The organism is Sphingomonas montanisoli (assembly GCF_008274695.1).
GTDB classification, from domain to species: domain Bacteria; phylum Pseudomonadota; class Alphaproteobacteria; order Sphingomonadales; family Sphingomonadaceae; genus Rhizorhabdus; species Rhizorhabdus montanisoli.
This window is the reverse complement of record NZ_VTOU01000001.1, coordinates 659,936-682,441: the sequence shown is the minus strand read 5'-3', so window position 1 is coordinate 682,441 and position 22,506 is coordinate 659,936. Positions and strand designations below refer to the sequence as shown.

Below are 22,506 nucleotides of genomic sequence, written 5' to 3'. Positions count from 1 at the left end.
CAGGATGATCGGGATCGGCACGCCGATAAGCCAAAGGAAAATGGACCGCATTTCAATTCCTCCGCCCCGTTGATCAGGGTCGAAGGATAGAAGGCGCGAACAGTGTTTCTGTTCCGTTGCTGACGGGGAGTTCAGCTTCGACCGATCTGCGCCTATGATGCCGCGATGATCGCCGATGCCGCACCAGCTGCCGAACGCCCCGATGTCGAACGGGCGATCAGCATCACGGAATTGTTCACGATCGGGATAGGCCCTTCGAGTTCGCACACCGTGGGCCCGATGCGCGCCGCCTTTGCCTTCGCGCAATGGGCGGTAGAGCAGGGCGATGTCGTGCGGGTGGTCTGCGAACTGTTCGGCTCGCTTGCGCTCACGGGACGTGGCCACTCGACCGATGTCGCGATCCTTCTGGGACTATCCGGGCAGACGCCCGAGGCGATCGACCCGGACAGCATCGTCGACAGGATCGCGACGATCCGCGCCGGGCGTAGGCTGACATTGGGTGGTGTTCGACCGATCGATTTCGACGAGGCGAGCGACCTGCTGTTCCGCAAGGGCGAGTTCCTCGCGGGCCACGCCAATGCGATGCGATTTACCGCGACCTATGCCGACGGTGCGAGCGAGGAGCAGACGTGGTTCTCGATCGGAGGCGGCTCGATCCTGCAGGAAGGCGCCGTCGCGCCGCGCGTGAATTTCGCGCTGGCCCACCCTTTTTCGTCGGCGGCCGAGTTGTTGGCGGCGGGCGATCGGACTGGCCTGTCGATCGGCGAAATCGTCGCGGCGAACGAATTGGCGTGGCGACCGCAGGAGGAGAGCGACGCCTTTCTAGACGCCGTCCGTGCCGCGATGTTCGGCTGTATCGACCGTGGCCTGCGCGGGGAGGGGGAATTGCCCGGTGGCCTGAAGGTGCGGCGCCGTGCGCGCGACCTACATGCCAGTCTGACTGCGCGCGGCCCACGCAGCGATCCGTCCGCGGTGTTCGAATGGGTGAGCCTGTGGGCGCTGGCGGTGAATGAGGAGAATGCGGCGGGGGGCCGCGTCGTCACGGCGCCCACCAACGGGGCCGCAGGCGTTCTGCCCGCCGTTCTCAAATATTATGAGGTGTTCACTGCGGCGCCGACCCGCGCAGGCGCGCGGCTGTTCCTGACGACGGCGGCGGCGATCGGCTTCCTCTACAAGAAGCGCGCGTCGATCTCGGCGGCGGAGATGGGGTGTCAGGGGGAAGTGGGCGTCGCCTGCTCGATGGCGGCCGCCGGTCTCGCCGCGGCGCTGGGCGCGACCAATGCGCAGATCGAAAATGCTGCCGAGATCGGGATGGAGCATAATCTGGGCCTCACCTGCGATCCGATCGGCGGGCTCGTCCAGATCCCCTGTATAGAGCGCAACACGATGGGGGCGATCAAGGCTATCAACGCCGCCTATCTCGCGCTCCACGGCGACGGGCGCCATATCGTCAGCCTGGATGCCGTCATCGAAACGATGCGCCAGACGGGCGAGGACATGCGATCCAAATATAAGGAGACGAGCCTGGGCGGGCTCGCGGTCAACGTCGTCGAATGCTGATCAGGCGTGGCTGCGGCGCGCCTGCCGGGCGGCTTCGAAACCTGCGGCAATGGCGTTCAGCAGCACTTCCTGGTGCACTGGCTTGGCGATGAAGCCGATCGCGCCAGCCTCAAGCGCGCGTGCCTCCATGATGTCGTCACCATGTCCGGTCAGGAAGATCACCGGCAGTGCCGGCAATCGGCTGGCGAGCGCCCGCTGAACCGCGAGGCCATCGAGGTCGGGCATGTCGATGTCGAGCAGGATAACACCCGAGAGGTCAGCGAGATCGAGGAGATGGCGCCCGGACGTGTAGCAGCGCACCGTATAGCCCGCCGCTTCGACCAGACAGGCCGCCGAATGGAGGACGACCTCGTCATCGTCGACGATGTGCACGACGCAGTCTGTCATCAGCGAAAAGCACCACGCCGCACAGACAGCATTCTGCAGCTCCCATCCCGACACTGAACAATTGAAGCACGCTTCGTGACGCGACGCCGAACCGCGCGGTACTTTTGAAGCCATTCTACCGTTTGCGCAACGTTTGCGTTTCCGCGTCGGCCTTGGCGCGACGGGATTCTCTGTTTTTGTATTTCGGCCAGATAGTTGCGGGCGTCTGCGTCACGAAAGCGGCGCCGGTAAGGTGCGGATTCGTCCCAAAACAGGGCGTCATTTTACGCCCTAAGCAGCGCGACGGCCCGCGAATCGCTGTTCTGGCTTCACGCTGAATCGAACAGCTCGGCTTGCTGTGGAGCAGGCCGATGCTGTCCAGGCCTTTGCCGCCGCACGTCGTCTGCGTGCGGATGGGCAACCGCAGACTAGTCCTTCGCCGCGTCCTTGCGGCGGTTCGTGTAGAGCAAGGCGGCGACGATCGCGGCGGAACCGATGCCGACTGCGGCACCCACGCCAGCGATCTTCTTGATGTTCGCCTTGCCCTTATTCGCATCCTCTTCGACCTTCTTCTTGGTCTTGGGGGCGGGCTTGACGGTCGTCGCGTCGAGCGTGTGGGGCAGCGGGTTGGCGGGCCAGGGCGGCGTTGAGTCCTCTGGAACGGAAGTCGGGCTCACGATTAACTCTCCTAACGCTATTCGAACGAACAACGAGATGCGCAAGCTTAGGTTGCCTGACGCTGAACCTGAACTGCCAGAACGATCGGAAGCTTTCAACAATCATTCGGGTCCGAAACGATCAATATACCGAATTATGGTAATATAGACTAAATTGTGGCGTTAAAAATCCTACGGCGAGTCGGTCATTTGTTGATTTTATTGGATTTTTATAACTGGCACAGTCTCTGCAGTGTACCTGGCATCGATAAACGCCAGTTGAGAAAGGGACTTAGAATGAACGCCACCAACAAGATCTTCGCCGCCGTTGCCGCCGTTGCGGCTGCCACCGTGAACATCGCCTTCGCCGCTCCGGTGAACGCCGCACCCGCCGTGACGGTCGCCTATGGCGACCTCGACCTGAACAGCGAGCAGGGCAACACCGAACTGCAGGGCCGCCTGCACCGCGCCGCCGACAAGGTCTGCGGCCGCCGCGAAGCTGCGATCGTGACTGCGGTGTGCCGCCAGAAGACGGTCAGCATCGCTCGCCAGCAGATGACGGATGCAACCCACGCAGGCGTGGTGCTGGCATCGCGTTGATGCCGATGCTCACGAACCGCCGGGCCTGAACTTCCGGCAAGGCCCGGCGGACATCGTGACAGCTATCGAAAGGCGGGAGGCACCTCCCGCCTTTTCGCTTAAGCGACTTCGTCCGCTGCCGCCGCGATGGCGGCATAGATTGCGTCGAGATCGTCGGATTCGATGCAATAAGGCGGCATCACATAGACGGTGTTGCCCATCGGGCGGAGCAACAGCCCGCGTGCACGGAAGAAAGCGCCGAGTTTCGGGCCGATCCCGTCCAGATAATCGGGCGTGTCGCCGGCCAGTTCCATTGCGGTGATCGTGCCGATCCGCCGCCTGTTGACGATCTTGGGGTGATCGAGCGCGGCGAGATGCGCGGCCTGACGCGCGGCAAGATCGGCGATGCGATCGAGCACCGGCTCGTCGCGCCAGATGCCGAGATTGGCGAGGCCCGCCGCGCAGGCGATCGGGTTGGCGGTATAGCTCGACGAATGGAAGAACATCTTCGCGCGATCATCAGATCGATGCGCCTCGAAAATCTCCGACGTCGCCATTGTCACCGCCAGTGGCACGGCGCCGCCGGTCAGCCCCTTCGACAGACAGAGGATGTCGGGCACCACGCCGGCCTGTTCGCAGGCCAGCAGCGTGCCCGTGCGGCCCCACCCGGTCATCACCTCGTCGGCGATGAACAGCACGTCATGCCGTGCACAGATCGCCTGCATCTCGGCAAGGATCGCGGGCGTGTAGATCAGCATCCCGCCCGCGCCGAGGATCAGAGGCTCGACGATCAGCGCGGCGGGCTTCTCCCGGCACGCCGCCTCCAGCGCATCTAGCGTCGCCTGCCCGTCCCCGGTCGGGAAGGGCAAAGCGGAAACGTCGAACAACAAAGGCTGATAGGCGCGATTATAGACCCCGCGCTCGCCCAGCGACATCGTGCCGACCGTGTCGCCATGATAGCTATGCTCCATCACGACGATGCGATGGCGCGGCTCGCCCCGGTTGAGCCAATAGCCCAGCGCCATCTTGATCGCGACTTCGACGCTGGTCGATCCGCTGTCCGAATAGAAAACGTGCGCCAACTCGGCGGGCATGATCTCGATCAACCCGGCTGCCAGTCGCTCGGCGGGTTCGTGGGTGAAGCCCGCAAAGATGATCTGGTCCATCTTGGTGGCCTGTTCGGCGATGGCACCCATGATGCGCGGATGGCGGTGGCCGTGGGTCGTCACCCACCAGGACGAGATCGCGTCGACGAAGCGCCGCCCATCGGCAGCGTGGAGGATCGCGCCCTCGGTCCGCGCGATCAACGGGATTTCCTCGCCCAGCCCGTGCTGGGTGAAGGGGTGCCAAATGGGCGAACTCATCCGAAATCCTCGATACGGAAATTCTCGGCGAAGGCGGTGCGCAGGCTGGCGGGATCGAGCGTGGGCAGGTGGGGCAGGCGGCCGAGGCGTTTGACACGGCCGATCGCGGCGATCGTCGCTTCGCTATCCTCGTTCGCGTCGCCGACGAAGGCGATGCCCAGGATCGGCACGTCGCGGTTGCGCAATGCCTCGATCGTCAACAGGCTGTGGTTGATCGTGCCCAGGCTGGTCCGCGCGACAATGATCGTGTCGTAGCGCCAGCGCGCGAAGATGTCGGCGTAGAGGATGCCGCCCGTCAGCGGTACCAAAGCGCCACCGGCGCCTTCGATGACGAGGCGGCGGTCGCAGGCGGGGGGCGTCAACGCCTCCGGCTCGATCAGGACATTGTCTATGGCGGCGGCGAAATGTGGGGAGGCGGGGGTCTTGAGCCGATAGGCTTCGGGCAGGATGCGATCGGCGGGCAGGCCGGAAAGGCGCGCGACCCGCTCGCTGTCCGTCCCGTCGTCGAGCCCCGCCTGCACCGGTTTCCAGTAACAGCCGTCGATCGCGGCGGTGAGCGCGGCGGAAAAGACCGTCTTGCCGACGTCAGTGTCGGTCGCGGTGACGACCAGGGTCATGCCAGTTCCTCGATGCGCGCGGCGAGGCCGCTGACCTGATCGCGCGTGACATTGTTGGTGAGCGAGATGCGCAGGCGCGAGGTGCCGGGCGGCACCGTTGGCGGGCGGATGCCGCGCACGTCGAAGCCGTTGGCCTGTAGTTCGGCCGCGATCGCCATCGTGCGGGCATCGTCCCCGATGATGACGGGCACGATCTGGCTGCCGGTCGCGGGCAGGACGGTGGCGGCGTGGGCGATGAGGTCGTGGAGTTGCGCGCGGCGTTCGGGTTCGGCGACGAGCAGGTGCAGGCTCGCGCGGGTCGCTGCGGCCATCAGCGGGGAGGGGGCGGTCGAGAAGATGAAGCCGCGCGCGCGGCTGACCAAGGTGTCGATCAGGGCCCGCGCCGCACAGACCAAAGCGCCCTCGGTGCCCAGCGCCTTGCCGCAGGTGCGCAGGGTGACGACATTCTCGCGGCCCTCCAGATTGGCGGCGAGCCCGCGTCCGTCGGGGCCGAACACGCCGGTGGCATGCGCTTCGTCGATGACGAGGAAGGCGTCCTCACGCGCCGCGATTTCGGCCAGGTCGGCGAGCGGCGCGATGTCGCCGTCCATGCTGTAAAGGCTTTCCACCGCGATCCACGCGCGGCCCTTGCCGCCCCCCGCGCGCCATGTGCCGATCGCGTCGGCGAAGGCCTGCGGATCGTTATGGGCCGCCGAAACGGTCGTGGCGCGGCCCAGGCGCATCCCTTCATGCGCGCTCGCATGGATCAGCGCGTCGTGGACGATCAGATCGCGTTGGGCAGGCAGCGTCGCAAAGATCGCGCTGTTCGCGGCAAACCCGCTCGAAAACCACAACGACGCTTCGCTGCCGAAGAAGGCGGCTGCCTCCGCCTCCAGCGCTTCGTGCTCGGGATCGTTGCCCCGCAGCAGCCGCGATCCGCCCGCGCCGATCGCCACCCCGCGCTCGATCGCGGCCGCCACGGCATCGCGCAGCGCCTGCGATCCCGACAGGCCGAGATAGTCGTTGGAGGCGAAATCGGCGCCCCTGCGCGCGATCAGCGAGCGGGTTCGCGCACGTTGGGCAAGGACGTCGAGCGCTTGTTTATGGCCGTCGAGGATCGACATGTCTTACTTCTTCCGTTCGTGTCGAGCGCAGTCGAGACACGTCTCCACACGCCAACGTATCTCGACTTCGCTCGATACGAACGGTGGGTTGGGGGCGCGATAGCGGCTCGAAGATCGCACTGCCATCTTTTCGTGGCGCTGCGTTTGACTATATCGGCCCGCGACACCGAACATCGGACGAGAGCATGAACGAAGAACCGATCAACGAGAACGACATCGAAACGCCCGAAGTCGAGCAGGCGGAGGCGCCGCCCGAAAGCCCCGTCGCCGCGCTCGAAAGCGAGATCGTGCGCCTGAAGCAGGACGTGCTCTACGCACGCGCCGAGACCGAGAATGTCCGCCGCCGCGGCGAGAAGGAAAAGGCCGATACCGCCGCCTATGCCGTCACGAAGTTCGCGCGCGATATCCTGTCGGTGGCCGACAATCTGTCGCGCGCCATCATCGCGATCCCGGCCGAACTGCGCGAGGATGAGCGGGTCAAGTCGCTGATCGCCGGCATCGAGATGACGGGCAAGGAACTCGACAACATCTTCCAGCGCAACGACATCTCGAAGATCGAGGCGATGGGCGAGAAGCTCGACCCCAACAAGCATCAGGCGATGATCGAACTGCCCAGCGACGCCGAGCCCGGCACCGTCGTTCAGGAGATGCAGAGCGGCTACATGATCAAGGACCGCCTGCTGCGCCCGGCGCTGGTCGCGGTGGCGAAGGCGGCGGAGTAAGACACCCAGCTAGCTCGTCATTGCGAGCGAAGCGAAGCAATCCAGGCCCGCATTAGAGAAGCTCGCGAGGCTCTCTAGTGCGGGCCTGGATTGCTTCGTTGCCTTCGGCGTCCCGCAATGACGAGATGTGTGCCCGGCCTACTTCAAATGCCGGTCGATGATCACGTTCTGCGCGCGCACGATTCGCGCATGCTGCTTCTTCGATCCGAAGCGTGAGTAGATGAGGCTTTCGAGCCACAGCTTCGTGCCGAATTTCTTGCGCCGATAATTGGCGATCACGACACGATCCTGCACGCGGAACATCGCGCGGCGGAAGATCGACGGCGCCTTGATGGTGCCGCTGAGCAGATAGCCGTTCTGAAGCAGCCAGCGCGCGCCGCGAAACTCGGCGGCAGACAGATCCTTGGGATCGGCCTTGCGCCACTTGCCCACGCTGTCGCCATGCGGTGAACTATAGGTCGAGCTATCCGAATAGCGCAGCATTTCGGGGCCGAACGGCAGGCCAAGGAAGTCGGTCACCCGCCGCAGTTCATATTCGGCGTCGCGCGCCACATGTTCGTATTTGACCGTGATGATCCGATCATCGGGCAGGCGTTCGGACAGCGCGTGCCAGCAATCCTCCGCCTCGACCCACAGCCGGATGCCGCGCCACATATTGCCCGCCCACCCCATCGGGATCGTCGAGAGCGCCACGTCCCGCCCGTCGCGGACGAGATGGATGAAGCGCGCGTCGGGCCACAGGTGCAGAAGCCGGTCGAAATGGCGGTGGACCGTCATGCCAACGACCGCGGGATTGCCTTTGGTCGCCGCGATCTGGTCGAGGAAGTCGTTGGCGAGGCCGACGAAGTTCAGGCCCTGCGCGATATTGAGCTTGCGATTGCCGAACACGCGATCGAGCGAGAGCATCCGCAGGAACGCCTCGCGCTTCATGAAACGGCCCTCGGGCGTGATCGCATCGACGATGAAGTCGCTCTCGCCCGCAAAGGCGATGTCGGGATGATGGTTGAGCATCAGCCGCATCATCGTCGATCCGGACCGCTCGGCCCCGACCAGGAAGACCGGCGATCGGCGTTCTGTTTCGACCGCAGGCATCGTCAGTGCGCCATGCCTCCCATGTCGTGATCGGTGCCGGCCGCAACCGTCTTCGCCTCCGCTTCGAAGCTTTTGCCGCTGGCGAAGCGGAAGAGCAGCGGGATGGCGGTGCCCGGTTTGATCGCGGCATCGACACCGTAGAGCATCGCGTGATTGCCCTCGGGTGAGAAGGCCACCTTGCCGCCCGCAGGGATCGCGACTTCGGCGATCGGGGTCATTGTCATCATTCCGCCGGACATGGCGCTCTGGTGCAGTTCGATCTTCTCGACGACGGCGCTGTCGATCGCCACAAGCTTGTCGTCTGCGGTGCCGCCCTTAAGCTCAAAATAGCCTGCCGCCGGCCGTCCGGGGACGGGAGAAAGGCGAACCCAGGCATCCTTGACGCGCGGCTGATCCGCCAGCTTGGGCTTGCACGCAGTGACGGCGATAGCGGCCGTCGCGAGCAGGATGATGTGCCGCACAGGAATCTCCTTCGAAAATCTGCTGTCGAATAGGCGCGGCGAAGCCTTGCGGCAACAAAATCCCCCCCTATATCGCGCCAGTCAATTGCAGACCGAAACCCAAGCTCGCCTCGTTATCTGGGGGCCTGGGTGTCTGAACAGAATGGGGCTGAAAGGAACATAATGGCTAAGGTTATCGGTATCGATCTGGGCACGACCAACAGCTGCGTCGCCGTGATGGAAGGCGGCAAGCCCAAGGTTATCGAAAATGCGGAAGGCGCGCGCACCACGCCGTCGATCGTCGCATTCGCCAAGGATGGCGAGCGTCTGATCGGCCAGCCTGCGAAGCGCCAGGCCGTCACCAATCCGGACAATACGGTCTATGCGGTGAAGCGCCTGATCGGCCGCCGCTTCGACGATCCGATCACCAAGAAGGACACCGAGCTGGTCCCCTATCACATCGTGAAGGGTCAGAATGGCGACGCATGGGTCCAGGCGGGTGGCAAGGATTACAGCCCGTCGCAGATCAGCGCTTTCACGCTGCAGAAGATGAAGGAAACCGCCGAAGCCTATCTGGGCGAGACGGTCACCCAGGCCGTCATCACGGTTCCCGCTTACTTCAACGACGCGCAGCGCCAGGCGACCAAGGACGCCGGCCAGATTGCGGGCCTCGAAGTGCTGCGCATCATCAACGAGCCGACGGCGGCAGCGCTGGCCTATGGCCTCGAGAAGAATGATGGCAAGACCATCGCGGTCTACGATCTGGGCGGCGGCACCTTCGACATCTCGATCCTCGAGATCGGCGACGGCGTGTTCGAGGTGAAGTCGACCAACGGCGACACCTTCCTGGGTGGTGAAGACTTCGATTCGCGCATCGTCGAATATCTGGCGGCCGAGTTCCAGAAGGCCGAGGGCATCGACCTGACCAAGGATCGCCTCGCGCTCCAGCGTCTGAAGGAAGCGGCCGAGAAGGCGAAGATCGAGCTGTCGTCGGCACAGACGACCGAAGTCAATCTGCCCTTCATCACCGCCGATGCAACCGGCCCGAAGCATCTCGTGAAGGCGATCAACCGCGCGGATCTCGAGCGCCTCGTCGATCCGCTGATCCAGCGTTCGATCGAGCCGCTGAAGAAGGCGCTCGCCGATGCGGGCCTCAAGACCGGCGACATCGACGAAGTCGTGATGGTCGGCGGCATGACCCGCATGCCCAAGGTGCGCGAAGTCGTGAAGCAGTTCTTCGGCAAGGAGCCGCACACCGGCGTGAATCCGGACGAAGTCGTTGCGATGGGCGCCGCCATTCAGGCGGGCGTGCTGCAGGGCGACGTCAAGGACGTGCTGCTGCTCGACGTGACCCCGCTGTCGCTGGGCATCGAGACGCTGGGTGGCGTGTTCACCCGCATGATCGATCGCAACACCACGATCCCGACGAAGAAGTCGCAGGTCTATTCAACGGCCGACGACAACCAGAACGCCGTCACGATCCGCGTCTTCCAGGGCGAGCGCGAGATGGCCGCCGACAACAAGATGCTGGGTCAGTTCGATCTGGTCGGCATCCCGCCGGCGCCGCGCGGCGTGCCGCAGATCGAGGTCACGTTCGACATCGACGCCAACGGCATCGTCAACGTGTCGGCCAAGGACAAGGGCACCGGCAAGGAGCAGCAGATCAAGATCCAGGCCTCGGGTGGCCTTTCGGATAATGACATCGATCAGATGGTCAAGGATGCCGAAAAGTTCGCCGAGGAGGATAAGACGCGCCGCGCCGCCGCCGAGGCTAAGAACAATGCGGAAAGCCTGGTTCACACCACCGAGCGTCAGCTCGAGGAGCATGGATCGAAGGTCGATGCGGCGCTGAAGGGCGAGATCGAGGCGGCGATCGCCGAAACCAAGACGGCCATCGAATCCGGCGATGCCGGCCAGATGACCGACAAGGCCCAGGCGCTCGCGCAGGTCGCGATGAAGCTCGGTCAGGCGATCTACGAGCAGGAGCAGGCATCGGCGGCTGCGCCGGGTGCCGACGCGCCCGCCGATGACAATGTGGTCGACGCCGAATTCTCGGAAGTCGACGACAAGAAGGCGTAAGCCTGTCACATGTGTAATGCGTTTTCCGGCTCCGTCTTCACCGACGGGGCCGGTCAGCATCCTGCGGGGGCGTGATGGCTGACCTCGATTATTACGAATTGCTCGAAGTCGAGCGCACCGCCGACGACAAGACGATCAAGACGTCTTATCGACGCATCGCTATGCAGTGCCACCCGGACAAGAATCCGGGGTGCGCCGACAGCGAGGCGAAGTTCAAGTCGATCAGCGAAGCCTATGACGTCCTGAAGGACCCGCAGAAACGCGCCGCCTATGACCGATTCGGCAAGGCCGCGTTCGAGAATGGCGGGTTTGGCGGCGGCCGCGGTGGCCAGCAGGGCTTCGAAGGTTTCTCCGACATCTTCGAGAACATCTTCGGTGAGTTCATGGGCGGCCGTGGTGGCGGCGGGCGTCAGAGTGTGCGGCGCGGTGCCGACCTGCGCTACGATATGGAAATCACGCTGGACGAGGCTTATGCCGGCAAGCAGGCATCGATCACGGTCGATGTCGCGGTCCAATGCGATACCTGCCACGGCGCGGGCGCAAAGCCCGGCACCAGTGCCAAGCAGTGCGGCACGTGCGGTGGCCACGGCAAGGTACGGTCGCAGCAGGGCTTCTTCATGGTCGAGCGGGTCTGCCCCGCGTGTCATGGCGCAGGCCAGGTCATTTCCGATCCCTGTGGTGACTGTCATGGCGAAGGCCGTGTCGAACGGACCAAGACGCTCGACGTCCGCATCCCTGCCGGTGTCGACGAAGGTACGCGCATCCGCCTGACGGGTGAAGGCGAGGCGGGCGCACAGGGTGCGCCTCCGGGTGACCTCTACATCTTCCTCCACATCAAGCAGCACGAGCTGTTCGAGCGCGATGGCACGACCCTGTTCGCGCGCGCGCCGATCAGCTTCACGACAGCGGCGCTCGGCGGTTCGATCGAGGTGCCAGGGCTCGATCGCAAGGTGCACGAGATTCGTATCCCGGCGGGTATCCAGTCGGGCAAACAGATCCGTCAGCGGGGCGCGGGCATGCCGGTCCTCAACGGCCGTGGCCATGGCGACCTCGTCATCCAGATCGACGTCGAGACGCCGACGCGGCTGAGCGCGAAGCAGAAGGAACTGCTCGAACAGTTTCGCGAGACCGAGACCGGCGAGGAATGCCCGCAATCGAGCGGCTTCTTTTCGCGGTTGAAGGGTATGTTCGACTGACATCGATATCCTCCCCCGGAGGGGGAGGTGGCAGTCCGCAGGACTGATGGAGGGGTATTGGCCGGCAGCGATGCGCGCCTTCTCTAGCTACCCCTCCACCGGCTGCGCCGGTCCCCCTCCCCCTATCGGGAGAGGATTAGCGGTAAGCGTCCGCCAACGAAGCCATCGAGGGCTCATGCGTCAGCACGCAGTGGAGCGGTGTCACCGTCACCCAGCCATCGGCGGCGGCTTCGAGATCCGTATCCACCGCCGTGCTGCCGAGGCGGCTCGCAAGGCGCAGCCAGTAATAGGGGAAGCCGCGCGGGTCCATGCGGCGCTCCATCGTCGCACCGCCATAATCGCGCAGCCCCTGGCTGACGACCTTGATGCCCTGAACCGATTCGGGATCGATCGCGGGGAAGTTGATGTTCACCAACGTGCGCGGCGCCCACGGCGCGTCGAGCAACGGGCGCAGAGCGCGTTCGCCCCAGGCTTCGGCGGCGGCGAAGCTGACGTCGGTACCGGGGCCGTCATTGCCCTTCTTTGTGTAGATCTGGCTGAGCGCGACCGAACGGATGCCCGCCAGCGCGCCCTCCATCGCAGCGGCGACCGTGCCCGAATAGCTCACGTCTTCGGCCAGATTGGAGCCGCGGTTAACCCCAGACAGGATCAGGTCGGGTGCGCCGTCCTTCATCACCTCGGTCAGCGCCATCATCACCGCGTCTGTCGGCGTCCCCGCGACCGCATATCGGCGCTCGTCGAGCTGGCGCATGCGTAAGGGGCGGGTGAGGGTGAGCGACCGGCCCGCGCCCGATTGCTCCTCGGCTGGGGCCACGATCGTGATGTCGTCGGACAAGGTCCGCGCAATCGCTTCGAGCACCGCCAGCCCCGGCGCGTTCACGCCGTCATCGTTGGTCAGCAGGATACGCATCAGCTGGCGCACAGCTCGGTCATGCCGCCCATATGGGGGACGAGCGCCTGCGGGATACGCACCGATCCATCGGCCTGCTGGTAATTCTCGAGCACCGCGACGAGTGTGCGGCCGACCGCGAGGCCCGATCCGTTGAGTGTGTGGACGAAGCGCGTGCCCTTCGTCTCGCCGGCGGGCCGATAGCGCGCGTTCATCCGGCGCGCCTGGAAGTCACCGCAGTTCGAAATGCTGCTGATCTCGCGATACTTCCGCTGCCCCGGCAGCCAGACTTCGAGATCGAAGGTCTTGCGCGCGCCGAAGCCCATGTCACCGGTGCATAGCAGGACGCGGCGATAGGCGAGGCCCAGTTCCTCGAGGATCGCTTCGGCGGCGCGGGTCATTTCTTCGTGCACCGTATCGGACTGTTCGGGTGTGGTGATCGCGACCAGCTCGACCTTGTCGAACTGGTGCTGGCGAATCAGCCCGCGCGTGTCGCGCCCGGCCGCGCCCGCTTCGGAACGGAAGCAGGGGGTGAGGGCGGTCAGCCTGGTCGGCAGCTCGGTCTCGGCCAGGATCTGCTCACGCACCATGTTGGTCAGGCTCACCTCGGCGGTTGGGATCAGCCAGCGCCCGTCGGTCGTCTGAAACAGATCCTCGGCGAACTTGGGGAGCTGTCCTGTGCCGAACATCGCCTCGTCGCGCACCAGCAGCGGCGGGATGACTTCGGTAAAGCCGCGTGCGGTCTGCCGGTCGAGCATGAACTGGCCGAGCGCACGCTGGAGCCGCGCGATGCCGCCCTTGAGGATCGCGAAGCGCGCACCCGAGATCGCTGCGGCGGCTTCGAAATCGAGGCCCAGCTTGTCGGCGAAGTCGGGATGCTCCTTCGCCTCGAAATCGAAGTCGGGCGGATTGCCCCAGCGATGCTGCTCGACATTGCCGTCCTCGTCCGCGCCATCGGGCACGTCCTCGGCGGGCAGGTTCGGGATCGCGGCAAGGGCGGCGTTGAGATCGGCATCGATCTGCGCACCTTCGGCTTCGAGTGCGGGCATCTTCTCCTTGAGCGCCGCCACCTCCGCCATCATGGCAGTGGCGGTCGCCTCGTCCTTCTGCGCCTTGGCCTGGCCGATCGCCTTCGACGCCTCGTTGCGGCGCGCCTGGGCGGCCTGCAACTCGGTCGTGATCGCACGGCTGCGTTCATCGAGCGAGATCAGCGCGGCGCTCTGCGAGGCAGCGCCACGGCGGGCGAGGGCGGTGTCGAAAGCGGCGGGATCGTCCCGGATCAGGCGAATGTCGTGCATGCCTGCCCTATGGCTTCGCGCGCGACCCCGCGCAACGCTCTTGGTATTCTGCATTTCGACGCATTGCCTTGGCGGAGGCTCGTTTCGCCGCTGAAAGGTGGAACTTTGATCGCGATTGAGGAGTCATTTCCTACGAGTATCAATTGCAAGGAGTGAACATTGTGACTTTGCGAGCTGTTTTTCTTGCCTCGGCGTTCCTGACCGCGGCTGCGGCACCGGCGCTTGCGCAGGACGCGGCGGCACCTGCAGCGGCCCCCGCGACGGCTCCGGCCGCAACAGCCACGGCCAATGTCGCCGCTGGCGCGACAGTTACCGACGTGAAGGGCGGCGCGGTCGGCACGATCGCATCGACCGATGGCACGAATGCCGTGATCGACACCGGTGTGGTCAAGGCAACCGTTCCTGTCTCGGCCTTCGCAAAAGGTGACAAGGCACTTCTGATCGGCATGACCAAGGCCGAATTGGAAGCCGCCGCCAAGGGTGCTGGCGCGGATCAGCAGGCCGAGTTCCTCGCGTCGCTGCAGCCCGGCACCACGGTCAGCGATCCGCAGGGCGGTGCGGTAGGCAAGATCGAGGCGATCGAAGGCGAAAATGTCGTCGTCGCCACCGCCAACGCCAAGGCGAAGTTGCCCAAGTCTGCATTGGCCAAGGGGCCGAACGGCGCGGTTATCGGCATGACCGCCGCGCAGCTCGAAGCGGCCGCCAAGGGTGCTGCTGCGCCCGCCGGTCAGAACTAATCACCCAAATAGTAGGTTCAAGGAGCCCCGGTCGTGCGCAACGATCGGGGCTTCGCGCTGAATAAAAAGCTGTGAATGACTCGCAAGGGCCGCTTGTGCGCGCGTTAACGCCTGTCTATAGGCCCGCTCGGGCAGAGGTCGAGGAGCGGCCGTAGGGCGGCAACTCCGACACCGTATAAGAGCGGTGAATAGGATGGCGACGTTGCTGAGTGGCGTTACGAATCCGGATAAGGTTCCGCATTTCGAAATGGACGACGGATACCGGCCGTCTTCCGAAGAACCCTTCATGAACGAACGGCAACTGACCTATTTCCGGGGCAAGTTGCGCGCATGGAAGGATTCGATCCTCCGCGAGTCGGCGGGTACGCTGCAGCAGTTGCAGACCGATACCCTGCGCGAGGCAGACCTGACCGACCGGGCGTCGTCGGAGACCGATTGGTCGATCGAGCTTCGCACGCGTGATCGGCAGCGCAAACTGATCTCCAAGATCGACGCTGCGCTGCGCCGAATCGAGGAAGGCGAATATGGCTATTGCGAAGTCACCGGCGAGCCGATCTCGCTTGGGAGGCTCGAAGCCCGCCCGATCGCGACGATGACGGTCGAGGCGCAGGAGCGCCACGAGCGGAACGAAAAAATCTCGCGCGACGAATAGGTTTGGGGCGGTTTTTCCGCCCTTTAATCTTTTGTCCAACATTCGCTGCTGAAATGGCGCCGATAGCGGTGCGATTGGACGGCAGAGAATGACCAGGCGAGCAGCGAACAGAGGCGATCAGGATCGGCGCAAGCCGCGGCAGCGGATGATGCTGCTCGGGGCGATCAGTGCGTGTGGCGATGTCGCACGGCCACGCCAGCCGATCCGCATACGCGATCTTTCCGCAACCGGGCTGATGGCGGTTTCCGACACGATCTATGATCAGGGTGCGATCGTCGATGTCGAGATGCGCGGCCTGCCGCCGGTTCGTGGCGAGATCGCCTGGGTCGAAGGCAAGCGCTTCGGCGTCACCTTCGCGCTGCCGATCAATCCCTTGCTCGCGCGCCAGCCGCTCGCCAGATCTTTGCCGCCGCGCCTTGCGGCCGCGACCAAGCCGTTGCGGCGCCCAGGCTTCAGGGTTGACTGAAGTCGCGCGTGAACGACCTGGCCTCCGCCTGTCGGCGTAGGTAGCTATTAGAAAGCGGGAATGAAGGGCGGAGCTATAGAGCGCCGCCCATTCCGGGCGTTAGAGCCGCGCGATCGCTTCCTTGAGTCGAAGCTTCTGTTTCTTGAGATTGGCAATCAGGATGTCATCGGGCGACGGCCTGCGACTTTCGGCCGCGATGCGTGCCTCGATACCGGCATGCTTGGCTTGAAGGGCGGACGAGTGAGTGGTCAACATTTGGCATGTTCTCCTTTCATCACCGACAGACGGACGAGTAAATCACGCTTTCCGAGTCGTGTCGCGTCATAAAAACGACATCAATCCTTCCCCGGACCCGATTGGTCGCGCCATCGGCGTAACGAATTGCAAAGCTTGGGCGTCGGCCTCTCTGCGCTTGAGCATGGTGCGTCTTTCCCGCTAGAATCGCGGACGGGGAATGAGGAGACGGCCGCCTTGGACAGCGAGTTGATTCTACGGCGGATCGAATTGATGCGGCAGGAGCATCGCGATCTCGATTCGGCGATCGACGCGCTGCTGTCGGCCAATGCGGTCGATCAGCTTCAGGTCGCGCGCATCAAGAAGCGCAAGCTCCGCCTCAAGGATGAGATTGCGATGCTCGAGGATATGCTGATCCCCGATATCATCGCTTAGGCAACCTGTTCCCATTCACCTCGTCATTGCGAGGAGCCGAAGGCGACGAAGCAATCCAGGCCTGCACTGGAGTTGGTCGCGCGCCTCTCACATGCGGGCCTGGATTGCTTCGCTACGCTCGCAATGACGAGGTGGGTAGAGGGGGGTGACCGCCAAGCAAAAAAGGCCGGATCCTTGCGGACCCGGCCTTCCTGTTTCCTAGGGCGACGTGACGCTTACGCCGCCGCCTTCTCCGGCGTGGCGTCGATCACCTGAGCAGGCTCGACGCCATCGATCGCGATGCGGCGCGGCTTCTTGTGCTCGGGGATTTCGCGCACCAGCGACACGTTGAGCAGGCCGTTCTCATAGCCCGCCGCGGTCACCTTGATGGTGTCGGCGAGCTGGAAGCGGCGCTCGAACGCGCGCTTGGCGATGCCGCGATGCAGGTATTGGGGCGCATCGGCACCTTCGGTCTGCTCGCCGGCGCGGCCGATGATTACCAGAACATTGTCCTGCACCGTGACGTCGATCTCATCACGGCTGAAGCCGGCGAGCGCCATCTGGATGCGATAGGCGCCGTCGCCCGTCTTCTCGATATTATAAGGGGGATAGCTGTCGCCCTCACCACGGGTCGCAAAGTCGACCAGGCGATTGAGATTCTCGAAACCGATCGAGGACCGCAGCAGGGGGGCGAAATCAAGGGTACGCATAGAGGGTCTGTTCCTTCGAAAAGCGATTGACCAATTCGGCCCGCAGACAATCCGCCGGACCTTCGCCTGCCGCCCCGACTGGGCACGGCCGACGGCTGGGAGATGGGAACAGGGGGAGCGATTTCAACCCTACCGGACGTAAGGCCAAAGCCGTCATGCTGAACTTGTTTCAGCATCCACCCTGTCACGTGGACGAAATGAGAGAGGCTCCCGACGGTTGCGTCAGGAGCCTCTCGTTCAGCCTCAGCCTCTTGGTGGATGCTGAAACAAGTTCAGCATGACAGAGGTGGGGACGCTGCTGGAAGGAGCGTCAGTCCTTCTTGGCGTCGATCGCACGGATCATTTCGAGGTGCTGGGAGACGGCCGGTGCGATCTCGCCCGCCGCCTTTTTCAGCGAGGGCGTATCGCCATCCTTCGCATAGCCCTGCATCAGCGTCAGCGCATCGAGATGCGCGGCGATCTGGCCCGAGACATATTTGTTGTCGAAGTCCTTGCCCTTCAGCGCCTTCAGATCGGCCAGATCCTTCGTCTGGTCGTCGGTGAGGGTCGCGTCGGGGGTTAGATTCGCCTCGGCGGCGGCGGCCTTGATCTTGGCGGTCGACCCGGTGTGCGCCTTCACCATCTCGCCCGCAAACGCCTTCACGTCGTCGCGCGCCGAATTGGTGGCGGCATATTTCGCGGCTTCGATTTCGAAGGCATCGCTCTTGGCGGCGGTGTTGATGAACTCCTGGCCCGTCGGCGTAGGCATGACCGCGCCCTTTACGTCCTCGACGGCGTTGCCCGCCATGGCGCTGGCATCGTCCATCGCGTTGCTGGCGACGTTCGACGCGTCGGCCGCAGCCTTGTCGGTCTTGGGGCCGCAGCCTGCGAGCGCCAGGGCGAGCAGTGCGGCCGAACTGGTGAGGATCAGTTTCTTCATGGCAATTCTCCGGTATCGTTCCGGCCCCCAACGTATTGAGATATCGGACGTTCCATCGTCGCGCTTGCCGCGCGGCCGACGCTCGCATAGCCAGAGTGAAAATAACGGACTTTTGGGAGAGTTTCGGACATGGCGACTGCCGAAGTGGCGTTTGACGCAAAGCGCGATCGGCTGGTGATCTTCGCTTCGACGCTCGGCACCGTGTTCGAATGGTACGACTTCTTCGTTTACGGCACGCTCGCCAATATCGTCGCGGGCCATTTCTTCCCGTCCGACAACCCCGCCGTCAGCTTCCTGATCTTCCTCGCCAGTTTCGGCGTTGGCTTCGGCATGCGGCCGCTGGGTGCTTTGCTGTTCGGCGTGCTGGGCGACAGGCTCGGCCGCAAATATACCTTCCTCGTCACCATCGCGATGATGGGCGTCGCAACCGCGCTGGTCGGCGTGCTGCCGACCTATGAGACGATCGGAGTGTTGGCGCCTGTGCTGCTCGTTTTCCTGCGCATTTTGCAGGGGCTCGCGCTGGGCGGCGAATATGGCGGGGCGGCGATCTATGTCGCTGAGCATGCGCCGCGCCATCGCCGCGGTTTCTACACCAGCTTCATCCAGGCCGGCGTGATCGGCGGTTTCCTGCTGAGCCTGATCGTCGTGCTCACGTCGAACGTGTTTCTATCGAAAGAAGAGTTTGCGGAGTGGGGCTGGCGTGTGCCGTTCCTCTTCTCGCTGATATTGCTCGCCATCTCCTTGTGGGTGCGCCTGAAGCTCAAGGAAAGCCCGGTCTTCAAGGCCATGAAGGATGCCGGCGAGGTCGCCGCCAACCCGCTCAAGGAAAGTTTTGATAGTTGGGCCAAGTGGCGCCGCATTCTGGTAGCGTTGTTCGGGATCGCCGCCGGTTTGACCGTCATTTGGTATACCGCGCAGTTCCAGGCACTTTACTTCATCCAGAGCGCGCTCAGGATCGAGGACACGCCAGCGCGGCTGATCGTCGGCGGCGGCGCGGTGTTCAGCCTGTTCTGGTTCGTGTTGTTCGGCTGGCTGTCCGACAAGGTGGGGCGCAAGAAGCCGATCCTGATCGGCTACGCGCTGACGATGCTGCTCCTATTCCCGCTGTTCCACTGGATGGCGGCGGCGGGCAATCCCGGCCTCGCCGAGGCGATGGAGCGCGCGCCTGTGGTCGTGACCGGCAGCGACTGCCGCTACGATCCTTTCGCCACGAAGGGGCAGGAGACGCCCTGCGGGCAGGTGCTCGACACCTTGTCCAAGAAGGGCGTCGCCTACACAAAGGTGGAGGGTGTGCCTGGCGCCGCACCCGCAGTGACGATCGGCGGCAAGCCTGTCGACGCGCGTGACGCCGCAGCGCTGGAAACCGCGCTTGCGAATGCGGGCTACAAGCTCGAGAAGATCACGCCGTCCGCCGGCGCCTTCGTGAAGATGATGCTGTGTATCGTCGGGATCGGCTTTCTGTCAGGGATGACCTACGGCCCTGTCGCGGCCCTGCTGGTCGAACTGTTCCCGGCGCGGGTGCGCTACACCTCCATGTCGGTGCCCTATCACATCGGCACAGGCTATTTCGGCGGTTTCCTGCCCTTCATCAGCCAATATATCGTCGCGCGCACCGGCGATCCGTTTGCCGGACTGTGGTACACGATCGCGGTGGTGGCGCTCGCCTTCGTCGTGACTTTGTTCGGCCTGCCCGAGACGAGCGGGAAGGAACTGGAATAGATCGGCCCCGCCCGCTATCGGCGGGATGTGCCTCTCTATGATCCTCCGCTCCGCCTGATCCTCGACAGCGACGCGCTCGTCGCCAACTGGCGCTGGCTGGGTGCGCGGGGCGGGGCGCCCGCAGGGGCGGCGATCAAGGCCGATGGCTACGGGCTCGGCGCGCGCGAAGTGGCCGCGCGCCTCGCCGAGGCGGGATGCCGCGACTTCTTCGTCGCGAGTTGGGGCGAGGCGCTGGCGCTCGGCGATCTGCCGCACGCGGCGTCGCTCGCCGTCCTTCACGGCGTGCGGTCCACCGATATGGCCGTCGCGCTCGCCAGTCGCGCGCGGCCTGTCCTTGCCAGCGCGGAAATGGTCGCACGCTGGAAGGAGGCCGCACCCGAGCGCCCCTGCGACGTGATGGTCGATACCGGCATGAACCGGCTGGGCCTGTCGATCGAAGAGGTGCGGTCGGGCCTGCTCGACGGTCTCCTGATCGACACTCTGCTCAGTCACCTCGCCTGCGCTGACGAGGTCGGCCATCCGCTCAACGATCTTCAACTCGCCCGCTTCGTCGAACTGCGCGGTGCGATCACGGCGCAGCGCTACAGCTTGGCCAATTCGGCCGGCATCTGCCTGGGCACGGATTATGGCTTCGATCTGACGCGCCCCGGCCTTGCGCTCTACGGTGGTATCCCGCGTGCCGAGGCCGAAGGGCATATCGCCCCGGTCGCGCGGATCGAAGCGGAGATATTGCAGGTCCGAGACGTGCTGGCCGGCGAGACGGTGGGCTATGGCGCCACCTTCACGGCGACCCGCCCGACCCGCGTCGCGATCCTCAACCTCGGCTATGCCGACGGCTATTTTCGCGCCTTTGCCGGGCATGGCTTCGCGCGCGGCGGCGATCGCGTCCTGCCGCTGGCCGGAAGGGTGTCGATGGATCTGATCGCAGTCGATCTGGGCGATGCCGATCTGGCTGCGGGCGACTGGCTGGAAATCGACCATGATCTGCCCGCCGCCGCCGCGGCGACAGGCATGTCGCAATATGAGTTGCTGACCGGGCTAGGCTCCCGCTATCAGCGCGTCTGGAAATAGCACGGAAGTCCGCGATTTGAGTGCCGTCATAGGATTGTTCGCCTCGATAGGCCGATTGCTGATCGGGGCGCTGGCGGAGCTCGGCCGGCTCGCGATCTTCGCCTGGAAGGCGATCAGCCACTCCGTCCGCCCGCCTTATTATCCGGGTCGTATCCTGGAGCAGCTGCTTCTGCTGGGCTGGTTGTCGCTGCCTGTCGTCGGCATGACGGCGATCTTCTCGGGCGCCGCGCTCGCGCAGCAGATCTACACGGCCGGTTCGCGCTTCAATGCGACCTCGACGGTGCCGGCGGTCGTGGTGCTGGGCATGGTGCGCGAACTGGGGCCGGTGCTTGTCGGCCTGATGGTCGCAGGGCGTGTCTCTTCGGCGATGGCGGCCGAAATCGGCACGATGCGCGTCACCGAGCAGCTTGATGCGCTGACGACTTTGCGCACTGATCCGTTCCGCTATCTGATCGCGCCGCGCATCATCGCGGGATTGATCGCAGTCCCGTTGCTGGTCCTGATCGCCAATGCGATCGGCATCTTTGGCGGTTATTTCACCGCAGTCTATAAGCTCGATTTCAATGCCGCCGGCTATCTCAACACGACCCGTCAGTTTCTGACCGCGACCGACCTGCAGATGGCCTTGGTCAAATCGGGCTTCTTCGGCTTCTTCATCGCGCTGATGGGCTGTTATCATGGCTTCAAGGCAAAGGGCGGCGCGGCGGGGGTCGGCCGGGCGACCACCGACGCGGTCGTATCCGCCTTCATCCTGATCCTGTTGTCGAACATGATCATCACGCTGGTGGCGTTCGGATGATGGCGGACCATAAGATCGTTCTCGAAGGCGTCGCCAAGACATTCGGCGACAATTGCGTCCTCGACGGCATCAACCTCGAGATCGAGCGCGGCGAATCGATGGCGATCATCGGACAGTCGGGCAGCGGCAAATCGGTCACGCTCAAATGCATCCTCGGGCTGGTGAAGCCCGATCGCGGGTCGATCCGGATCGACGGGCAGGACGTCGTCGGCCTGCGTGGGCGCGATCTGGAAAAGATGCGCGCCAAGTTCGGCATGCTGTTCCAGGGATCGGCCCTGTTCGATTCGCTGCCGATCTGGCGCAACGTCACCTTCGCGCTAACGCAGGGCAAGGCGCGCGATGCGACGAACATGCGCAAGATCGCGGCCGAAAATCTCGAACGTGTCGGATTGTCGTCCAAGATCCTCGATCTGCGCCCCAGCGAGCTTTCGGGGGGTATGCAGAAGCGCGTCGCGCTGGCCCGCGCGATCGCGCCGCGGCCGGAGATCATCTTCTTCGATGAGCCGACCACCGGGCTCGATCCGATCCGCGCCGACGTGATCAACGATCTGATCGTCAGCCTGGTCGAGGATCTGGGCGTCACCGCGCTCACGATCACCCACGACATGGCCTCGGCGCGCAAGATCGCGCACCGCGTGGCCATGCTCTACCAGGGCAAGATCATCTGGCGCGGGCCGCGCGACCGGCTTTACGACAGCGGCAACCCTTATGTTGACCAGTTCGTTCAAGGGCGTGCCGAGGGGCCGATCCGGTAGGGATTGAACGAGGGTTTCGATTACTGAAACCCGACTTTCCAATTTGATCGATCAACGATCTCTCGGCAT

25 protein-coding genes are annotated in these 22,506 nt (G+C 64.2%); 13 read left to right on the top strand and 12 right to left on the bottom strand.

What is annotated here, in order from left to right; genetic code table 11:
• Window positions 1-165: 165 nt before the first annotated feature.
• Window positions 166-1,560, top strand: a complete 1,395-nt coding sequence (locus tag FYJ91_RS03455) for an L-serine ammonia-lyase (protein ID WP_149520864.1) — start codon at window positions 166-168, stop codon at window positions 1,558-1,560.
• Here FYJ91_RS03455 and FYJ91_RS03450 read toward each other — a convergent pair whose 3' ends face one another.
• Both FYJ91_RS03450 and FYJ91_RS03445 read right to left on the bottom strand, forming a co-directional pair.
• Window positions 1,561-1,947 (bottom strand): response regulator transcription factor, encoded by a 387-nt coding sequence (locus FYJ91_RS03450; protein WP_181008319.1) that lies wholly within the window; start codon window positions 1,945-1,947, stop codon window positions 1,561-1,563.
• Window positions 1,948-2,354: 407 nt separating this feature from the next.
• Window positions 2,355-2,603 (bottom strand): hypothetical protein, encoded by a 249-nt coding sequence (locus FYJ91_RS03445; RefSeq protein WP_149520862.1) that lies wholly within the window; start codon window positions 2,601-2,603, stop codon window positions 2,355-2,357.
• Window positions 2,604-2,879: 276 nt separating this feature from the next.
• Here FYJ91_RS03445 and FYJ91_RS03440 point away from each other — a divergent pair, with 276 nt between their 5' ends.
• On the top strand, window positions 2,880-3,182 hold the full coding sequence (locus FYJ91_RS03440) for a UrcA family protein (RefSeq protein WP_149520861.1): 303 nt from the start codon (window positions 2,880-2,882) through the stop codon (window positions 3,180-3,182).
• Window positions 3,183-3,280: 98 nt separating this feature from the next.
• Here the strand turns inward: FYJ91_RS03440 and FYJ91_RS03435 are convergent, their stop codons facing one another.
• Genes FYJ91_RS03435 through FYJ91_RS03425 form a run of 3 tightly spaced genes read right to left on the bottom strand, consistent with a single transcriptional unit; the run spans window position 3,281 to window position 6,245 of the window.
• Complete coding sequence (locus FYJ91_RS03435; RefSeq protein WP_149520860.1) at window positions 3,281-4,525, bottom strand: adenosylmethionine--8-amino-7-oxononanoate transaminase; 1,245 nt, start codon at window positions 4,523-4,525, stop codon at window positions 3,281-3,283.
• Window positions 4,522-5,142, bottom strand: coding sequence for a dethiobiotin synthase (gene bioD / locus FYJ91_RS03430; RefSeq protein ID WP_149520859.1), 621 nt, complete (start codon window positions 5,140-5,142; stop codon window positions 4,522-4,524). Before bioD ends, FYJ91_RS03435 begins: the two co-directional genes overlap by 4 nt.
• On the bottom strand, window positions 5,139-6,245 hold the full coding sequence (locus FYJ91_RS03425) for an 8-amino-7-oxononanoate synthase (protein WP_149520858.1): 1,107 nt from the start codon (window positions 6,243-6,245) through the stop codon (window positions 5,139-5,141). The genes bioD and FYJ91_RS03425 overlap by 4 nt, the downstream gene beginning before the upstream one ends.
• Window positions 6,246-6,430: 185 nt before the next feature.
• On the opposite strand from FYJ91_RS03425, the gene grpE reads away from it, so the two are divergent.
• The gene (gene grpE, locus FYJ91_RS03420; protein ID WP_149520857.1) at window positions 6,431-6,967 is read left to right on the top strand and encodes a nucleotide exchange factor GrpE; all 537 of its coding nucleotides are present in this window, start codon (window positions 6,431-6,433) and stop codon (window positions 6,965-6,967) included.
• A gap of 138 nt (window positions 6,968-7,105) precedes the next feature.
• Here grpE and FYJ91_RS03415 read toward each other — a convergent pair whose 3' ends face one another.
• Both FYJ91_RS03415 and FYJ91_RS03410 read right to left on the bottom strand, forming a co-directional pair.
• Window positions 7,106-8,059, bottom strand: a complete 954-nt coding sequence (locus tag FYJ91_RS03415) for a sulfotransferase family protein (RefSeq protein ID WP_149520856.1) — start codon at window positions 8,057-8,059, stop codon at window positions 7,106-7,108.
• Between the two features lie 2 nt (window positions 8,060-8,061).
• Window positions 8,062-8,520: a copper chaperone PCu(A)C gene (locus tag FYJ91_RS03410; RefSeq protein ID WP_149520855.1), complete on the bottom strand. Its 459-nt coding sequence runs from the start codon at window positions 8,518-8,520 to the stop codon at window positions 8,062-8,064.
• A gap of 162 nt (window positions 8,521-8,682) precedes the next feature.
• On the opposite strand from FYJ91_RS03410, the gene dnaK reads away from it, so the two are divergent.
• Window positions 8,683-10,578: a molecular chaperone DnaK gene (dnaK, locus tag FYJ91_RS03405; protein WP_149520854.1), complete on the top strand. Its 1,896-nt coding sequence runs from the start codon at window positions 8,683-8,685 to the stop codon at window positions 10,576-10,578.
• A gap of 74 nt (window positions 10,579-10,652) precedes the next feature.
• A complete protein-coding gene (gene dnaJ, locus FYJ91_RS03400; protein ID WP_425473968.1) occupies window positions 10,653-11,774 on the top strand; it encodes a molecular chaperone DnaJ in 1,122 nt (373 codons plus the stop codon).
• Window positions 11,775-11,910: 136 nt separating this feature from the next.
• Here dnaJ and surE read toward each other — a convergent pair whose 3' ends face one another.
• Window positions 11,911-12,684, bottom strand: coding sequence for a 5'/3'-nucleotidase SurE (gene surE / locus FYJ91_RS03395; RefSeq protein WP_149520852.1), 774 nt, complete (start codon window positions 12,682-12,684; stop codon window positions 11,911-11,913).
• Window positions 12,684-13,961 carry a serine--tRNA ligase gene (gene serS, locus FYJ91_RS03390; RefSeq protein WP_149520851.1) on the bottom strand — a complete coding sequence of 426 codons (1,278 nt, stop codon included), beginning with the start codon at window positions 13,959-13,961 and terminating at the stop codon, window positions 12,684-12,686. Before serS ends, surE begins: the two co-directional genes overlap by 1 nt.
• A 161-nt stretch (window positions 13,962-14,122) precedes the next feature.
• Between serS and FYJ91_RS03385 the strand changes: the two genes are divergently transcribed.
• The 3 genes from FYJ91_RS03385 to FYJ91_RS03375 all read left to right on the top strand — a co-directional run bounded on the left by FYJ91_RS03385 (window position 14,123) and on the right by FYJ91_RS03375 (window position 15,816).
• Window positions 14,123-14,698 (top strand): preprotein translocase subunit YajC, encoded by a 576-nt coding sequence (locus tag FYJ91_RS03385; RefSeq protein ID WP_149520850.1) that lies wholly within the window; start codon window positions 14,123-14,125, stop codon window positions 14,696-14,698.
• Between the two features lie 193 nt (window positions 14,699-14,891).
• Entirely contained in the window at window positions 14,892-15,350 is a 459-nt protein-coding gene (gene dksA, locus FYJ91_RS03380) for an RNA polymerase-binding protein DksA (protein ID WP_149520849.1), read from the top strand.
• An 88-nt stretch (window positions 15,351-15,438) separates the two neighbouring features.
• The gene (locus tag FYJ91_RS03375; protein ID WP_149520848.1) at window positions 15,439-15,816 is read left to right on the top strand and encodes a PilZ domain-containing protein; all 378 of its coding nucleotides are present in this window, start codon (window positions 15,439-15,441) and stop codon (window positions 15,814-15,816) included.
• Between the two features lie 99 nt (window positions 15,817-15,915).
• On the opposite strand, the gene FYJ91_RS03370 is transcribed toward FYJ91_RS03375, so the two are convergent.
• On the bottom strand, window positions 15,916-16,071 hold the full coding sequence (locus tag FYJ91_RS03370) for a YdcH family protein (RefSeq protein WP_149520847.1): 156 nt from the start codon (window positions 16,069-16,071) through the stop codon (window positions 15,916-15,918).
• Between the two features lie 216 nt (window positions 16,072-16,287).
• Between FYJ91_RS03370 and FYJ91_RS03365 the strand changes: the two genes are divergently transcribed.
• A complete protein-coding gene (locus tag FYJ91_RS03365) occupies window positions 16,288-16,485 on the top strand; it encodes a YdcH family protein (protein ID WP_149520846.1) in 198 nt (65 codons plus the stop codon).
• 215 nt (window positions 16,486-16,700) lie between these two features.
• Here the strand turns inward: FYJ91_RS03365 and FYJ91_RS03360 are convergent, their stop codons facing one another.
• Window positions 16,701-17,174 (bottom strand): Hsp20 family protein, encoded by a 474-nt coding sequence (locus tag FYJ91_RS03360; RefSeq protein WP_149520845.1) that lies wholly within the window; start codon window positions 17,172-17,174, stop codon window positions 16,701-16,703.
• Window positions 17,175-17,484: 310 nt separating this feature from the next.
• On the bottom strand, window positions 17,485-18,093 hold the full coding sequence (locus FYJ91_RS03355) for a DUF4142 domain-containing protein (RefSeq protein ID WP_149520844.1): 609 nt from the start codon (window positions 18,091-18,093) through the stop codon (window positions 17,485-17,487).
• Window positions 18,094-18,222: 129 nt separating this feature from the next.
• On the opposite strand from FYJ91_RS03355, the gene FYJ91_RS03350 reads away from it, so the two are divergent.
• The 4 genes from FYJ91_RS03350 to FYJ91_RS03335 are packed head-to-tail and all read left to right on the top strand — an operon-like array spanning window position 18,223 to window position 22,437.
• Entirely contained in the window at window positions 18,223-19,812 is a 1,590-nt protein-coding gene (locus tag FYJ91_RS03350) for an MFS transporter (RefSeq protein WP_149520843.1), read from the top strand.
• A gap of 27 nt (window positions 19,813-19,839) precedes the next feature.
• Window positions 19,840-20,883 carry an alanine racemase gene (alr, locus tag FYJ91_RS03345; protein ID WP_149520842.1) on the top strand — a complete coding sequence of 348 codons (1,044 nt, stop codon included), beginning with the start codon at window positions 19,840-19,842 and terminating at the stop codon, window positions 20,881-20,883.
• A 16-nt stretch (window positions 20,884-20,899) separates the two neighbouring features.
• Window positions 20,900-21,682, top strand: coding sequence for an MlaE family ABC transporter permease (locus tag FYJ91_RS03340; RefSeq protein ID WP_149520841.1), 783 nt, complete (start codon window positions 20,900-20,902; stop codon window positions 21,680-21,682).
• On the top strand, window positions 21,682-22,437 hold the full coding sequence (locus FYJ91_RS03335) for an ABC transporter ATP-binding protein (RefSeq protein ID WP_149521316.1): 756 nt from the start codon (window positions 21,682-21,684) through the stop codon (window positions 22,435-22,437). The genes FYJ91_RS03340 and FYJ91_RS03335 overlap by 1 nt, the downstream gene beginning before the upstream one ends.
• Window positions 22,438-22,506: the final 69 nt, after the last annotated feature.

What these genes read in the sequence shown, in the direction of transcription:
- FYJ91_RS03455 (WP_149520864.1), top strand. Translation starts at nt 166, where the DNA reads ATGATCGCCGATGCCGCACCAGCTGCCGAACGCCCCGATGTCGAACGG.
- FYJ91_RS03450 (WP_181008319.1), bottom strand. Translation starts at nt 1,947, where the DNA reads ATGACAGACTGCGTCGTGCACATCGTCGACGATGACGAGGTCGTCCTC.
- FYJ91_RS03440 (WP_149520861.1), top strand. Translation starts at nt 2,880, where the DNA reads ATGAACGCCACCAACAAGATCTTCGCCGCCGTTGCCGCCGTTGCGGCT.
- FYJ91_RS03435 (WP_149520860.1), bottom strand. Translation starts at nt 4,525, where the DNA reads ATGAGTTCGCCCATTTGGCACCCCTTCACCCAGCACGGGCTGGGCGAG.
- bioD (WP_149520859.1), bottom strand. Translation starts at nt 5,142, where the DNA reads ATGACCCTGGTCGTCACCGCGACCGACACTGACGTCGGCAAGACGGTC.
- FYJ91_RS03425 (WP_149520858.1), bottom strand. Translation starts at nt 6,245, where the DNA reads ATGTCGATCCTCGACGGCCATAAACAAGCGCTCGACGTCCTTGCCCAA.
- grpE (WP_149520857.1), top strand. Translation starts at nt 6,431, where the DNA reads ATGAACGAAGAACCGATCAACGAGAACGACATCGAAACGCCCGAAGTC.
- FYJ91_RS03415 (WP_149520856.1), bottom strand. Translation starts at nt 8,059, where the DNA reads ATGCCTGCGGTCGAAACAGAACGCCGATCGCCGGTCTTCCTGGTCGGG.
- dnaK (WP_149520854.1), top strand. Translation starts at nt 8,683, where the DNA reads ATGGCTAAGGTTATCGGTATCGATCTGGGCACGACCAACAGCTGCGTC.
- dnaJ (WP_425473968.1), top strand. Translation starts at nt 10,653, where the DNA reads ATGGCTGACCTCGATTATTACGAATTGCTCGAAGTCGAGCGCACCGCC.
- surE (WP_149520852.1), bottom strand. Translation starts at nt 12,684, where the DNA reads ATGCGTATCCTGCTGACCAACGATGACGGCGTGAACGCGCCGGGGCTG.
- serS (WP_149520851.1), bottom strand. Translation starts at nt 13,961, where the DNA reads ATGCACGACATTCGCCTGATCCGGGACGATCCCGCCGCTTTCGACACC.
- dksA (WP_149520849.1), top strand. Translation starts at nt 14,892, where the DNA reads ATGGCGACGTTGCTGAGTGGCGTTACGAATCCGGATAAGGTTCCGCAT.
- FYJ91_RS03375 (WP_149520848.1), top strand. Translation starts at nt 15,439, where the DNA reads ATGACCAGGCGAGCAGCGAACAGAGGCGATCAGGATCGGCGCAAGCCG.
- FYJ91_RS03370 (WP_149520847.1), bottom strand. Translation starts at nt 16,071, where the DNA reads ATGTTGACCACTCACTCGTCCGCCCTTCAAGCCAAGCATGCCGGTATC.
- FYJ91_RS03360 (WP_149520845.1), bottom strand. Translation starts at nt 17,174, where the DNA reads ATGCGTACCCTTGATTTCGCCCCCCTGCTGCGGTCCTCGATCGGTTTC.
- FYJ91_RS03355 (WP_149520844.1), bottom strand. Translation starts at nt 18,093, where the DNA reads ATGAAGAAACTGATCCTCACCAGTTCGGCCGCACTGCTCGCCCTGGCG.
- FYJ91_RS03350 (WP_149520843.1), top strand. Translation starts at nt 18,223, where the DNA reads ATGGCGACTGCCGAAGTGGCGTTTGACGCAAAGCGCGATCGGCTGGTG.
- FYJ91_RS03335 (WP_149521316.1), top strand. Translation starts at nt 21,682, where the DNA reads ATGGCGGACCATAAGATCGTTCTCGAAGGCGTCGCCAAGACATTCGGC.